Source organism: Ferruginibacter paludis, assembly GCF_030409685.1.
Lineage (GTDB): Bacteria > Bacteroidota > Bacteroidia > Chitinophagales > Chitinophagaceae > Ferruginibacter > Ferruginibacter paludis.
In genome coordinates, this window is record NZ_JAUFQJ010000007.1 from 159,599 (window position 1) to 173,534 (window position 13,936).

Sequence of the window (13,936 nt, forward strand, 5' to 3'; positions counted from 1 at the left end):
GTTGTTGTTTATAAAGTCTGTTTACTCATGGCAAAGCAGGCGGCACCAATGGCGCCTGCAAAATCGCCGTACGTTGCTTTTACGATGGTTGTCTTGTTTCCACCCGGCCGCCATTCGTATTGGTCAAGATAACTATTTAATGGTTCAAATAAATCATCACCTGCCTGTGTGATGCCACCACCCAATACAATGATTTCAGGCGAAAGAATGTTGATGATGGAAGCCAGCCCAATGGCCAGTTGTCTCACCGATTTTAACCAGACTTCTTTTGCAAATGCATCGCCGTTTTTATACGCCTCCAGCAAGGCATAGGTGGAGTTGAATTTGCCCCGGCTTCTTTTTTCAATGGTGCAATTGCCGATGCAATCTTCCAGGCTGCCGGGCATGCCGGTTACGTCACAATCGCCTTCATCGTCAATCACCATATGGCCTATATGACCGGCTTTATTAAATCCGCCCTGGTAAGGCTTTCCGTCGATTAGGATGGCGCCACCCACACCTGTACCCAGTGTTAGCATTACCACATTTTTTTTGTTGATGGCGGCACCAAAAGTGGCTTCGCCCATCATGGCTGCTACGGCATCGTTTAGCACATAAGTGGGTTGCTGCAAATACTTACTCCAGTTAAAATTTTCGAGGCCCTGCAGACGGCCGGGCATAAAGGTAATAGCAGTATTATCTATGTTGGGCAGACCAGGGGCAGAAAGTCCAATGACTGTTTCATTGATGTTTAACAAATGCTGCAATTCTTTTACTGCAACTGCAACGGCATTTTTCCAACTGGTATCATCGCCATCATTGGTTGGCTGGTAGGTTTCATGCAACAGGTGACCGTTGGCATCCAATGCTACCGCTTTTATTCTTGTGCCGCCTAAATCAATGCCAATGATTTTTTTTTGCATGTTTATTTATGGTTGAAAAGGAAGTTGCAATAATTTGATGTAGTAAACCATCTTCACTATTACAACAGTATATCTCTGCGATATGCCATTTGTTCGACTTAATGCCGGCGCTTCAATTTTATTGTTCACTATTGCTTTAAAAGTACAAGTGAGTGACACAACGATGCTCAATTGAAAACAATTGCCGGTGCACAAATTATTTTTTGTCAGACCGAATATTGTCCTTCACTTACATCCCATCCGCCATCCACTGCGACAACCTGACCCGTTGTAAATTTTGACAGGTCACTCATAAAATAGGTGGCCAGTCCATCCAGGTCTTCCGGGGCGCCGATTCTGCCGCCATCCAACGGTTGTTTTGTTTTTATAAAAGATAAAATGGCGTCATCTTTTGCAGCTCTTTGTGCCATGGGTGTTTCAACCAGCGCCGGTGCGATGACGTTGATGCGTATATTATTTTTTGCATAATAAGCGGCGATTGATTTTGTAAAGCCAATGATGGCAGCCTTTGCCGCAGCATACGCATGTGTTGAAAAAAAATGCGGCGAAGGGGAGTAGCCCAGCACCGAACCCATATTTAAAATAGTTCCACCCGTGTTCAATGCCAGCATTTTTTTTACAGCGGCCTGGTTGGATAACATGAGCGAAGTGAGATTCAGTTCCAGGGTGTTGTTCCAGCCTTCGAGTGACAATTCGTGTAAAGGTCCGTCACCCATTTTTCTGCCGCTGCCACCGGCTACATGATACAAACCATCAAAGCCGCCGAACAGTTCGATGCAGGTATCAATGGCTTTAACCGCTGTATCGGGCTGCATTGCATCGCCACTGAGAACAGTTGCATGGTCTCCTAAAATTTCTTTTGCTGTTGCAACACTTTCCATATTTCTGCCTACCGCTATCACCTTTGCGCCGCTGGCAATAAATGCTTTTGCGGCCGACAACCCAAGGCCTGTAGTGCCGCCGATGATTACAATTTTTTTTGCTTCAAGCAGTTGTTGCATGCTGTTTTCGATTGATTCTGTAGTTTAAAATGATGCGTTGCTGCTGAATCTTTCGCCGCCCTTTAAAACTTTATATGGCTGGTTTATTTTTTCTGCTGCTTCTATAAAATCATTCACGTCTGCTGTGTTAAAACTGAACATATCGTAGTGGCAGGGCACCACGCATTTTGCACCAATGGCTTTTGCAAGCTCCGTCGCTTCTTTACAATCCAGGTTGCCCGCTACTTTTCTTTCGGGCTTATTGCCATTGATGGGAAGCATTGCCAGGTCTATGTTATAGGGCTTTAGCAAATCAACCATACCATCAAACCATAAGGTGTCGCCGCTATGGTAAATTTTGTATGGACCAAATTCAATTATATAACCCATGAATTTTAAGTTGCCATTTTCGTCCCTTTCAATTTCATTGTGTTTGGCCGGGATACCGTAAAAGGTAAAGTCATCTATTTTGACAGACAAGTCATCATTTATCCCGGTGGGGAATGCTTTTTCGCATTGTGCTCTTTCTGCAACAAAATTTCTGTTGGCGTCGGGAATGAGGAAACTAATGCCCGGATTATTTTTTAACACCGGTATCAGCGTTTCTGCATCCAGATGATCTGTGTGATTGTGACTTGAGGTGACAATCAATATGTCTTTTAATAATTCCGGCCTTATCACCAGTTCGCCCATGCGGGTGTGGGGCTTATCGGATGCTGCATATTTTTTTGTGAGTGAATCGGAGAGGTAAGGGTCAATGAGCACCCGCTTACCGTTCCATTGCAACAGGTAACCACTTTGCCCAAGCCACCAGGCATGAAAATTTGTTTTGTCTTCCAGCAAGGAATCCATTTCCGCAACCAGTGCTTCATTTTTTTGGATGGCTTTTATCAATTCCATTATAAGCTTTCCCTTACTTTTTTGGCACCTTTTACCATGTTGATTAATTTTTGCCTGGAAGCCCATCTTGCTGTCTGGCTTAGACCGCAATCCGGCGCTACGGACAATCTCTCAGCGGGAATGTATTTCAAACAACGTTGTATTCTTTCCACCACATCCTCCACCGTTTCTATGTAATAATTTTTTACGTCGATGATGCCGACCGCTACATGCATTTTTTCTGCGAAAGGCTGCAGCAATTCTATCTCCGCAAATTCCCGGTTGGCCATCTCGATATGAATTTCATCAACGGCCAGTTCCAGGAAATCAGGCAGCATGGGTTTGAGGCTTCTGTAACCCACCGGGCGTCCCTTAAAGTTGCCAAAACATAAATGTGTACTTAAATTACATTTTCCCACAATCGGTTTCACCGTGCGGTTAAATATATCTACAAATCGTTTGGTATCTTCTTTATAAGCATAACAACTCATGGAGGGTTCATCTACGGTAATTTCTGTACAACCCGCTGCCACCAATGCTTCCAGCTCTTTGCTGATGATGGGCATCAAGGCTTCCGTGATGGCGTAGCGATCTTTGTATTGCTCATTCGGCAACAGCCTGCCGCTTAATGTGTACGGTCCGGGAATGCTTGCTTTTAAAACAGGGCCCTCCGGCGCCAGTTTTTTTAAGCGTAAAAATTCTTTTACTGCGCCCAGTCCGTTGGGTGCGGTGAGCTCGCCTACAATATTATTTTTCCCCCGCTGGTCATGTGCAGGCGGGCCGAATTTTCTTGTCTCGGTATCGTTGTTTTGAATACCGCTGATATAACCATAAAAAGACAGGTTAAAATCAAAGCGGGTTTGTTCGCCGTCGGTTATCACATCCAACCCGGCTGTAACCTGGTCATGCACTGCAGCAATCACGGCGTCTTCAATCATTTCTTCAATATCGGCCTTGCCAAACTTATCTAAATGTTGTGTTGAAAATTCGAGCCAGCCGGGAAAGGGATAACTGCCGACTACTGTTGTGCGAACAGGAATATTTTTCATATTTGCTTTTTACTTTGTATTTTATTGGGGGCAATGAATGCGGTTTCTTTGTTGTCAATCGTTGTTATCAGCAGCAATTTATGCTTAGTTTAAGAAAAAGCAAAAACTGTATTGATTATCTTATACCAGTTACCTAAGTTGAGTATTTCAGCCAAAATCATTTTATTTTTCTAATGCTTCTATCCGCTTGATTATTTTGTAATAGTTGTTGGCCAGCAAATCTTTTTGAAGACTATCTGTCGTGTTGATATCGTTCGAAAATGCAGCTATTGTATATCGATGCGCCGTATTATTGTACGCTGGTGAAGCTTTAATTTTTTCAACCAAATTGTTTGCCTGTTCCGAGGCACTTTTCTTTTTTAAAATTTGCAGAGCCAGTAAATTATTAAATGAAGGATGCATGACATTCTCGTCCGCCATAGTATATTTTATCACACTATCACGCAAAGATGCTGCTTCATTTGTACGACCTGTTTTTTCCATGCAAATGGCCTGCAGATACTGCTGCAGGCGGTTATCAGGCTCATATGGTGAGCCAACACCAAGGCTTTCGGGCCAGGCTTTCGATTTTTCCAATTTGTCAAAAGCCTCCTTGTATTTTTTTTGATTCATTAAATTAAGTGCCACGTTGATATAGGCTTGTTCATACACCGTTTTGCCGGAAGTGCTGCCTTCAAAAGGGAGGATGATAGTCTTATCCAGCGTTTTGGTGCTGGCTTCATATTGGCCGTTGTTTAACTGCACCCGGGCAAACTGCAATGCAAGATTGTAATTGCCTTTAAATTGCTGACTGGCCTGCGTTGCAAGTGTTAAGGCCGTTTTATTATCACCGGTACTTTCATAATATTCAATCAGCCTGTTCCAGTTGCGCCAGTCGGATGGGGTGATTGTTTTTGCTTTTTGCAGATCGGCCATTTCGGACGCCGCATTGCCTTTGAAAAGAAAGGCCCGTGAACTATAGAAAGGCGCGTAGTCGGGTTCATTGCCACAGGCTTTGAATAATTTTACTGCTTCTTCCAACCGGTCGATACCCCAGTAATTCAGGCCAAGATAATATTTAAATTTCCAGCTGGGATTTTTTGATACGGCCCATTCCAGTGCAGCAATGGATTCGGTGCGGTAAGGAAATACGAATGCGGGTGATTCATTGGCAGCCTTTGCCAACATGGTTTCATCATTACTCAGATACGCTTTCCATGTAGCTAACAGCGCATGTGCCGGTGCTTTCTCCAATACTTTTAACGCATCCTCTTTTAAACCAACATCCACATAATTCAGCATCACTTCTAAATAACTCTGGTAGGGAAATTCATTTGTTATCTTGGAAGAAAACAGTGTGTAATTTTCAGCCGAATGATGCAATAGGTATTTTTCAAAATGTGCAAAATGGTTCAGCGGATCGAGTTGATTGAGTTGTTCAATTATTTTATCTGCCATCTCAGCTTGACCAGCTTTTCTGTATTGAACGGCCAATGCTTCCAGTGCCACCACATTGTTTTTATTAAAATCAAGCGACTGCAACGCATAATGTTCTGCCAACGGCAGGTTGTTTAACTGCAGTTCCACACCAGCCATTTGTGCATAGGCGGCAGAACGGAATTCCATCGAACGGGCCGACCAGCCAAAGGTTTCAAGCGCATTGATCAAATCGCCTTTAGCACGGTAATTAATGCCGGCATAATAATTTGCAGCCGGATGGTAAGCATCCAATTGCAGTGCCTGGTTGGCAAAATACAAGGCGGAATCATATTGGTTGCTGCGGTAAAATAATTCGGCCATTGCAGCCATTGCATCTATATACAAAGAGTCTTTTTGCAGGCATTTGGTAAGACTGATTTTGGCTCCGGTATAATTCCTCGCTTCTTTCAGCTCCATCCCCTGGTGATAAAAATTAGCCGCACTGTTTTCATTTGCAGGAATGGTTGTTTTAAACGGCCGCTTTACTTCATTTTTGTTGACAGAACCATGTTGCAGATCCATGCCTTCCACCACCAGCTCATACGGCGCATCTTTTGCCAATGCAACGGAAGCCTTAAAAACTTCCATTGGCGTAAACTTTTTATCCTGTGTATAAATTACTTTACCGTTTGATTGTACAATAATTTTTGCATCGGCAAATGCCAGGGCGTTGATGGCAATTTGCAGCGTGCCATCCTGGTGCGTTACATTCAACACACCCGATTGCGATACTTCCTGCAAGCCGCCGATCTCTTTTACGGGGAACCACATTTCTTTCCATTGGTCGGTCTGGTTTGGGGGAAAGGTCATCTCCGATATCGGTGTCCTTATATCCGAAGCAGAGTACTGGTTAAATCCGCGACCAGCCTGGAACTCCATGTACTGGCCATCGCTGTCGGTCAGCAGATCCTTCCATATGGCACCTTCCCTTGCCTGGCTCCATAACCACAATTTGTACCCGGGCATATCATCATACAAAGCCCAGTGACCAAAACCAAATTCCGATTTATGATAATAACCTCCCATAAAATCGTTGTACTCACCTACAATATGTACCGACTTATGCGAACCAAAAGCATTGTTGCGGTAAGGCGCCAGGTTGTGGCCATCTTTATCAATGGGCCAGGGATTGGCTTCGCCATTGTGTTCCAGCGCCTGGTTGCCCGGGTAATAAAACTCAAGGTCGTCTGTAACAACGGCGGCGGCTGTCATCCAGTTATAATAAGATTGTGTCAATGGCGTTGGGTTGTTCCACAAAGCTTTTGTTTCAAAATAGGCCTTGTCTTTTGGCAGCCGGATTTCCACCCGCCATTGTGTGCGGGATGGCAAATCCATGTTGCCGACAAAACAACTCACGCTGCCGTCGCTGTTTTCTTTGGTAGTATAATCAACCGGGTTGGCAGTGCCAGGGTTATGGCCGATGATGCCGAAATTAAATTCAATACCACCAGAAGTCCACGGCCCACGCATGGCAATGTTGCGGAACTTGATCACTTCGTTGCGGTAAATAAATTCTTTACCCGTGGATTTTTCTATGGCACCCCAAACCTTGCCACCGGCTTCCGACAACACATACACTTCAATGTAATCGTTCTCCATTTTTATTACTTTCCATGCCTGCTTTTTGCCGGTTACAGCATAGCCGTCAAAACTATGGTAGGGATAAATATTTTTATGGCTGCCAGTTAAAATCGGCACCGGGTTGGCATCACTAAAAGGGTAGGTAAGCAGCTCCCTGCTTTCTTCAATGATAGTGGCTTTTTGCGCAAACAAACATTGTGGTAAAAGAAAGAAAGCGAGGAATAAATTTTTGTGGATCATATTGTAAATTGTATAAAATGAAGACGTTTTATCCTGGTTAGAGCTCATTAAAAGAGTATTGAAAGATACTAAATATCCCTTTTACCTTGTAAGCAGTTTCATGGCGTTATCATGGTAGAGTTTCTTTAATACAGTATCCGTAAGTTCCAGTCCATACAAAGGCCAGTGATATTTAAACAGGTCGTGTTCATAAATATGTTCATCTGCAGATTCAAGTAACCTGAAAGTCGCCTGGTAAATTTTAGTGGCAAAATCGAATGTATTAGCGGGATCGTAACCGGCATCGCTGCCATAAAATAATCTATCCTGGTAGCGTTCAAAAAATGCTTTTGCATACCGCGGCACAGTAGCAATTTCTTTCAGACGGGATGTAATATCAGCATATATATTATCGTACCTGTCAAACAGTTTAGCAACAATTTCCAGATCGTGACAACAGTTTAATAAATGGCAGGCTATAAAAGTTGTGCCGGGGTTTTGCCGTATGGCTTCCTCAAATGTTTTTAATAATTCTGCATGATCCAATATGCCTTGCCTGTTCAAATCAATCCGCCAATTGTAGGCATTCATCAGGCCATCATTTTGTTCATCCATGGGCAGGTACATCCAGATAGGATCTGCAATATGCACATTTACGGGCATACCTAGTTCACCACATTTTTTCAGCAAAGGTTGCATTCTTGCATCATTTAAATGCAGGCCATAACCAGCCACCGGTCTTGAATAATATTCGCCCACACCTTTATCACCCAACTCGCCCACGCCCTTTGCACCGAGCCTGTAACAGCGCTCCAGTTCTGCAATCGCACGATCGGTCCATTCATTGCCCGGTTCATTGTAACCGGTATAATCCAGGCCGCACCAGATATAAAATTTGTCGGGGTATTCAGCAAAACGCCGCATGATTTCATCAAAGGCAGCACCGGTTTCAAAAGATAGTATAATCGCTTTTTCAACATTTGCTGCTTCCATTGTGTTAACCCATTGCTTAATATTCGTTGTTGTTTGCCAGGCATGCGTATGCATGTCTATCACCGGAAACCGGGCAGATCGAACAACCGTCTTAACGGTATTAAAAACAGACACCGGCCGGAAATCTTTCAACTTAATATTTTCCGGCGAGCCGGGCACATCGCCCATTGGCCTGGGTTTTACTTCATCAAGGTTCATACATCAATCAATTTTTTAGCCTTTTTTACCTAGCCGACTAATGGTCCAAAACTCCATTTATTAAGGTATTGCTTTGGCTTGCGGAACAGCGTTTAAATTATAACAATGTCGCCGGCCATAACAGGGTAAGTCATCAAAAATAAATGTACAGGAATTTAAAGAAAGGGCTTTATTTTGATTGTTAACAATGCCAATTTCGGAATAGGTTATAAAAAGCAGGTATAAATCAATAGTAACACACCTGGACCAAAAGAAAGTAAAATCATTCATAAAAATGACAGCACAGTAACTGGTATTGAATTTATAATATTGTAAAAAAACGATGCTCCATAAAACGATAGCCTCACTGGTGCTGCTATTTGTCAGCCAGCTGACTTTTGCTCAAAAACAGAGCGACTATAAAAGAGAATTTGGTCTTGGCTACTTTTTAAAAAGTCTGTATGATATTTCCTCTCTTCCCGAATATACAACTGGTATATACGATGCAGAAGTATCTACCTACGACCGGACAGGAATGAACAATGACGGCTTTAATGGCACTTATTCTTTTGTTCGCCGGAATGCAGACAGCACGCTGGTGATTTTTGATCAGAAAGGTCCCGGCGTTATCAACCGTTTCTGGACACCCACACCTACAAATGATACGATGGATTTTTACATTGATGATACTTCTGTACCCACATTTTCTATTTGTTACATGGACCTTTTTTCGGGTAAAGTTTTTCCGTTTATTGCGCCGCTTTGTGCTAACCAACTGGGTGGATATTATTGTTACTTGCCCATTCCGTTTAATAAATTCTGCAAAATAGTATTGCGTGCAAAAACCACGCGGTTTCACCAGATAGGGTACAGGTTATTTAATCCAAAGCTACTGATGAAAAGCTTTTCAATGGAGGTGGACAAAAATGAAAAGGCATCATTACAACAAATAAAATCAGTTTGGAATAGCCCTGTTGTGACAGTAAAAGATATTTACAAAAGCGAGATACCTATCAGCGAAATTAAAAAGATATTCACCTTGCAACCCGGCCAAACAGTTACTATTTTCCAGGCGGCAACCGGCGGCCGCATAGCTGGCTTCGAATTAAATACGGCTGCTGCAATGGATACCATTGCAAAAAATATCGACATTAAAATAAGCTGGGACAATGAAAAGACTCCGGCGGTGTACTGCCCGCTGGCAGACTATTTTGGCTATGCTTTTGGTAATGCATCCATGCAGGGATTGCTGGTTGGGTCTGATGGAAAAAGACATTACTCGATGTTCCCCATGCCTTATGATAAAGCGGCAAAAATTGAACTGATTTACAGAAAAGCAACCTCCGGTAGCGAACTCAATAATGTAACGCTCCTCACCACATTTTATGTATCGGGTAAAAAAAGAGATGTCGCCAATGAAGGCAAATTTTACGCCATGTGGTACAGGGAAAATCCTGTTCCCAATGGTCAGCCTTTTACCATGCTGGATGTGAAAGGCAGGGGGCATTTAGCAGGTGTGGCCTTGCAGTCACAGGGCCTGGTGCCGGGCATTACAGGCTTTTTTGAAGGCGATGATTCTACAGTAGTGGATGGTGAACTGCGGTATCATGGTACGGGTTCGGAAGACTTTTTTAACGGTGGATGGTATGCCTTGCTCGATCGCTGGGATGATGCCACAAGCCTGCCGCTTTCAGGTGCCCTGGATTATTCTATCCCGCTGGCACGTACCGGTGGCTACCGGTTTTTTATCAATGATAAAATATCTTTTGCCAAAAGTTTACAGCATTCAATTGAGCATGGTCCGGAGGGTAATCAATGGCCTGCAGATTACACTTCGGTAAGTTACTATTATTGCGACCGGACCAATCCACAATTTATTTTACCCAATAACAGCAACACCAAAATATACATGCCGGATACCCTGGAAATTTACCCGCAACTGATGTATACCGCCATGGATGAAAATATGGCAGCAGAGACCAAATGGGACGGCACGCCTGCCAAAACAATGTATTATACGGTAAGTAACGAAACACTATTAAAGATGTTGCTGTATAAAATTCCACCGGGCAATTTTGATGTGTATGTGGACTATCACAAAGGCATCAACGCTGCGCAGTTTTCTCTGTGGCAGCGGCAAACACAGATCTCTCCCTGGATTGATGCCAATGGTCCTACCGACGAAAAACTGCTGATGCAAAAAGCGGGGAGTATTATAGTTACGGATAATAACCGGTCAATATCGTTTAGATTTAAGACATCGGCGGATAAAAATAAATTTGTACTGAGCCGGATCGTGTTGGTTAAAAAGAAATAGATCGGTGACAATGATTGTTTAATATTTTTAACTGTACTGGTTTAAAAATACAGATTTGTATCTGTACTGATTGAAAAATTATGTGGACATTTGTGGCATAAACAATACAATCATGATAACAGATTTTAAAAATTTGTACAGCAGGGATCTCACCAGGTTGAAAACTGAAATTGCATTGTACAATGATGAAAAAAGTCTTTGGCTGGTAGATAAGGGAATTGCCAATTCAGCAGGCAATTTATGCCTTCATTTAATCGGTAACCTCAATGCATACATTGGAGCCGGGCTTGCCAAAACCGGCTATGAACGATATAGAGACCTCGAGTTTTCTCAAAAAAATACCCCGCAAAAAGAGTTGATAAAAATGATAGAAGATACCATGCGGGTGGTGGAAATGGGACTCAACAGTATGTCTGAAAATCAGCTGCAGGAAGACTTTCCGGTAGTGATTTGGGACAAGCCAACTGAAATGGGATATACGTTGATCCACCTGCTAACGCATTTAAATTATCACCTGGGGCAAATAAATTATCACCGGCGCTTATTGTCAGTGGCAGACTAAAACTATTTTTTTCAAACGTATTATCATCTTAAAAAGCGACATGGGCAATTTCACTATATCAACAGACAGAGCCAAACTGGATGTTGATTTAATTCATCATTTTCTTTCTACGGAGGCTTATTGGAGTAAGGGGATCCCACTGAGTACTGTAGAGGCGGCCATTGCTAATTCGTTGAATTTTGGAATTTATGATGGTGACCAACAGGCAGGCTATGCCCGCATTGTTTCTGATTTTGCCACCGTTGCTTATTTAGGTGATGTTTTTATTTTGCCTGAATTCCGTGGCAAAGGACTGTCGAAAATGCTGATGCAGGAAGTGATGAACCATCCACAGTTACAGGGTTTGCGCAGGTGGATTTTATTAACCGGCGACGCCCATGGTTTATATAAGCAATTTGGCTGGTCGGCCATTGCAAGTCCGGATAAGTGGATGGAAAAGCATTGTAAGGATATTTACACATTAGCGGCATCTTACGTAAGGTGAATGAAGAAAAGTAAAATAAAATGATCAGATCAATTGAAAACACGGCACATTACAACTGGGGCAACAATTGTGCTGGCTGGCATTTACTAAAGTCGGACAGCCTGGGTGTGATACAGGAACGGATGCCTCCGGGAACCACTGAACAATTGCATTATCACACAAAGGCGCAGCAGGTATTTTATATTTTATCTGGTACCGCCACTTTTGAGATAAACGGTCAGCACTATATTGTAGAAGCAAATGAATCCATCCAGGTGTTGCAAAAAAGTTTGCACTGCATAGCTAATCAGCAACCTGTTGATTTAAATTTTCTTGTAATTTCAGCGCCACATTCCCATGGTGACCGGGTGGAGATAGTTGACTATTGCGAAGACTTAAAACCTGCCATCAAAACACTTAACTACGAATGGCTTGAAAAATACTTTCGTGTAGAGCCCGGCGATGTGATTGCCCTGTCGGACCCGGCAAAGGAAATTATCGAAAAAGGAGGTGTTATCTTTTACGCCAAAATGAATGGTGAAATTGTCGGAACCGCCTCACTGCTGAAAAAGACAGCAACTGTGTTTGAACTTGGTAAAATGGCTGTCACAGAAAGTGCACAGGGATACGGTATTGGTAAAGCGCTGATAACACATTGTGTGAATGTATCGAAGCAACTTTCTATTGAGCGACTGATTTTATATTCAAATACTATATTGACAACGGCAATACACTTGTATAAAAGTGTTGGTTTTGTTGAAGTTGCGTTGGAGCCGGGGCTTTACGAGAGAGCGAATATTAAGATGGAAAAATATCTATGATGCCACCAGGTTTTGAATGGCGGTATCATAGATACCGGTAAGCAACCGCAAATTAAATGTACGCACTGCAGAATAATAATTTAATATGGAAACACATGCTGACTTAACAGACAAGGAGTTTGAAACTCAGTTTAAAAATTGTGCGCTTTCACCTGATCAGTTTAATCATGAAGCCCATTTGAGGCTGGCCTGGATACACATTCGTCAATATGGTACCGGGCAAGCCATTGAAAACATTTGCAACCAGTTGAACAATTTTACAAGACATGCTGGTGCTGCGGATAAATACAATGTAACCCTTACTATTGCCTCAATAAAGGCAGTGGCCCATTTTATAAAGAAAACCGATACGGCGAATTTCAATGATTTTATCATGCAGGTGCCGCGGCTGAAATATGATTTTAAAGAATTGATGGCTTGTCATTACAGCCAGGATATTTACAATGCAGACATCGCAAGAAAAGAATTTATTGAGCCTGATCTGCTTCCATTTGAATAAAAAGTTTCAGCTTGCACATGGTTGAAACCGCTGTACGATTTTTAATAATTTTTCGCTGACAAATGTCTTATCAGCCGCGTAGCAAACAATCTCCTACCAACAGGCGCAACAACCGCATTTTTGTATAAGAACATCTTCCTTAAACACCAACTGACTTGTTTTATTTACTTTTTATTCAAAAAAGACCGGTTGGTATTGCATGTTAAAAAAGTACACTTTATTAACCGATTATAGAAAAAATGATGCAGGCTATCTGCCTATTTTTATGAAAAATTGAAAAATGGGCTGCTGTTGTTTGGATATAAAAAAGAGATGGCTTGATAAAATAGCTGTCCTGCCCTTACTTTTTTTCTTGCAATTTTTGGTAATTCCGGTGCAGTCCCAAAGCAAAAAAGGGTGGACTGATTTGATAAGAAATAATTCTTTACATGGCTGGAAAAAGTTGGGCGGTGGTGGTCTGTTTGTGCTGGAAAATGGCGCCATTGTGGGAACTTCCGTAGTTGATTCGGTCAACACTTTTTTGGTAACCGAAAAAGAATATGGTGACTTTGTCCTGGAACTGGATGTAATGATTAAAAGTGAACTCAGTAACTCTGGAATTCAAACCCGCAGCCACTTTGGAGGCAGTCAGCATGCGGGGAAAGTGTATGGACGACAGATGGAAATTGACCCCAGCAACAGGAAGTGGACCGGAGGAATTTATGATGAAGAAAGAAGGGAATGGTTGTATCCGCTTACATTAAATGTGCCTGCAAAAGAAGCTTTTAGTGTTGGTAAATACAATCATGTTAAAATTGAATGCATTGGCAACGAAATGAAGACCTGGATCAATCATGTGCCGGCTGCTTACCTGAAAGATCCGGTGGATAGAACGGGTTTTATCGGTCTGCAGGTGCATGCAGCAGGTGATGTTGAAAAGCCTGGAACAAAAGTGTACTTTAAAAACATCCGGATAAAAACAACAGGCCTGGTCCCGGAAAAAATGTCTGCCCAAATTCAGGTAGTGGATACCGGTTCATCGGGTAAATTGTAATGT

The 13,936-nt window shown here is 42.5% G+C and carries 12 protein-coding genes; 6 read left to right on the forward strand and 6 right to left on the reverse strand.

Annotated elements, in window-relative coordinates; all coding sequences use genetic code 11:
- Window positions 1-8: 8 nt before the first annotated feature.
- The 6 genes from QWZ08_RS14175 to QWZ08_RS14200 form a co-directional block, all read right to left on the reverse strand.
- Complete coding sequence (locus QWZ08_RS14175) at window positions 9-902, reverse strand: ROK family protein (RefSeq protein ID WP_290338102.1); 894 nt, start codon at window positions 900-902, stop codon at window positions 9-11.
- Between the two features lie 206 nt (window positions 903-1,108).
- Window positions 1,109-1,903, reverse strand: coding sequence for an SDR family NAD(P)-dependent oxidoreductase (locus tag QWZ08_RS14180; protein ID WP_290338103.1), 795 nt, complete (start codon window positions 1,901-1,903; stop codon window positions 1,109-1,111).
- A gap of 24 nt (window positions 1,904-1,927) precedes the next feature.
- Window positions 1,928-2,782: an MBL fold metallo-hydrolase gene (locus QWZ08_RS14185; protein WP_290338104.1), complete on the reverse strand. Its 855-nt coding sequence runs from the start codon at window positions 2,780-2,782 to the stop codon at window positions 1,928-1,930.
- Window positions 2,782-3,810 carry a hypothetical protein gene (locus tag QWZ08_RS14190; RefSeq protein ID WP_290338105.1) on the reverse strand — a complete coding sequence of 343 codons (1,029 nt, stop codon included), beginning with the start codon at window positions 3,808-3,810 and terminating at the stop codon, window positions 2,782-2,784. The genes QWZ08_RS14185 and QWZ08_RS14190 overlap by 1 nt, the downstream gene beginning before the upstream one ends.
- A gap of 162 nt (window positions 3,811-3,972) precedes the next feature.
- Complete coding sequence (locus QWZ08_RS14195; RefSeq protein WP_290338106.1) at window positions 3,973-7,089, reverse strand: DUF5107 domain-containing protein; 3,117 nt, start codon at window positions 7,087-7,089, stop codon at window positions 3,973-3,975.
- A gap of 81 nt (window positions 7,090-7,170) precedes the next feature.
- Window positions 7,171-8,259 (reverse strand): amidohydrolase family protein, encoded by a 1,089-nt coding sequence (locus QWZ08_RS14200; RefSeq protein ID WP_290338107.1) that lies wholly within the window; start codon window positions 8,257-8,259, stop codon window positions 7,171-7,173.
- 322 nt (window positions 8,260-8,581) lie between these two features.
- Here QWZ08_RS14200 and QWZ08_RS14205 point away from each other — a divergent pair, with 322 nt between their 5' ends.
- The 6 genes from QWZ08_RS14205 (at window position 8,582) to QWZ08_RS14230 (ending at window position 13,933) form a co-directional block, all read left to right on the forward strand.
- Entirely contained in the window at window positions 8,582-10,555 is a 1,974-nt protein-coding gene (locus tag QWZ08_RS14205) for a glycoside hydrolase family 172 protein (RefSeq protein WP_290338108.1), read from the forward strand.
- 112 nt (window positions 10,556-10,667) lie between these two features.
- Window positions 10,668-11,117: a DinB family protein gene (locus tag QWZ08_RS14210; RefSeq protein ID WP_290338109.1), complete on the forward strand. Its 450-nt coding sequence runs from the start codon at window positions 10,668-10,670 to the stop codon at window positions 11,115-11,117.
- Window positions 11,118-11,157: 40 nt separating this feature from the next.
- Complete coding sequence (locus tag QWZ08_RS14215) at window positions 11,158-11,601, forward strand: GNAT family N-acetyltransferase (protein WP_290338110.1); 444 nt, start codon at window positions 11,158-11,160, stop codon at window positions 11,599-11,601.
- A gap of 20 nt (window positions 11,602-11,621) precedes the next feature.
- Window positions 11,622-12,401 carry a GNAT family N-acetyltransferase gene (locus QWZ08_RS14220; RefSeq protein WP_290338111.1) on the forward strand — a complete coding sequence of 260 codons (780 nt, stop codon included), beginning with the start codon at window positions 11,622-11,624 and terminating at the stop codon, window positions 12,399-12,401.
- Window positions 12,402-12,486: 85 nt separating this feature from the next.
- Window positions 12,487-12,900: a hypothetical protein gene (locus tag QWZ08_RS14225; protein ID WP_290338112.1), complete on the forward strand. Its 414-nt coding sequence runs from the start codon at window positions 12,487-12,489 to the stop codon at window positions 12,898-12,900.
- A 406-nt stretch (window positions 12,901-13,306) separates the two neighbouring features.
- On the forward strand, window positions 13,307-13,933 hold the full coding sequence (locus QWZ08_RS14230) for a 3-keto-disaccharide hydrolase (RefSeq protein ID WP_290338113.1): 627 nt from the start codon (window positions 13,307-13,309) through the stop codon (window positions 13,931-13,933).
- Window positions 13,934-13,936 lie beyond the last annotated feature (3 nt).

Excerpts from the sequence above, each read along its gene's own strand:
- QWZ08_RS14175 (WP_290338102.1), bottom strand. The coding sequence starts at position 902 with ATGCAAAAAAAAATCATTGGCATTGATTTAGGCGGCACAAGAATAAAA.
- QWZ08_RS14180 (WP_290338103.1), bottom strand. The coding sequence starts at position 1,903 with ATGCAACAACTGCTTGAAGCAAAAAAAATTGTAATCATCGGCGGCACT.
- QWZ08_RS14185 (WP_290338104.1), bottom strand. The coding sequence starts at position 2,782 with ATGGAATTGATAAAAGCCATCCAAAAAAATGAAGCACTGGTTGCGGAA.
- QWZ08_RS14190 (WP_290338105.1), bottom strand. The coding sequence starts at position 3,810 with ATGAAAAATATTCCTGTTCGCACAACAGTAGTCGGCAGTTATCCCTTT.
- QWZ08_RS14195 (WP_290338106.1), bottom strand. The coding sequence starts at position 7,089 with ATGATCCACAAAAATTTATTCCTCGCTTTCTTTCTTTTACCACAATGT.
- QWZ08_RS14200 (WP_290338107.1), bottom strand. The coding sequence starts at position 8,259 with ATGAACCTTGATGAAGTAAAACCCAGGCCAATGGGCGATGTGCCCGGC.
- QWZ08_RS14205 (WP_290338108.1), top strand. The coding sequence starts at position 8,582 with ATGCTCCATAAAACGATAGCCTCACTGGTGCTGCTATTTGTCAGCCAG.
- QWZ08_RS14210 (WP_290338109.1), top strand. The coding sequence starts at position 10,668 with ATGATAACAGATTTTAAAAATTTGTACAGCAGGGATCTCACCAGGTTG.
- QWZ08_RS14215 (WP_290338110.1), top strand. The coding sequence starts at position 11,158 with ATGGGCAATTTCACTATATCAACAGACAGAGCCAAACTGGATGTTGAT.
- QWZ08_RS14220 (WP_290338111.1), top strand. The coding sequence starts at position 11,622 with ATGATCAGATCAATTGAAAACACGGCACATTACAACTGGGGCAACAAT.
- QWZ08_RS14225 (WP_290338112.1), top strand. The coding sequence starts at position 12,487 with ATGGAAACACATGCTGACTTAACAGACAAGGAGTTTGAAACTCAGTTT.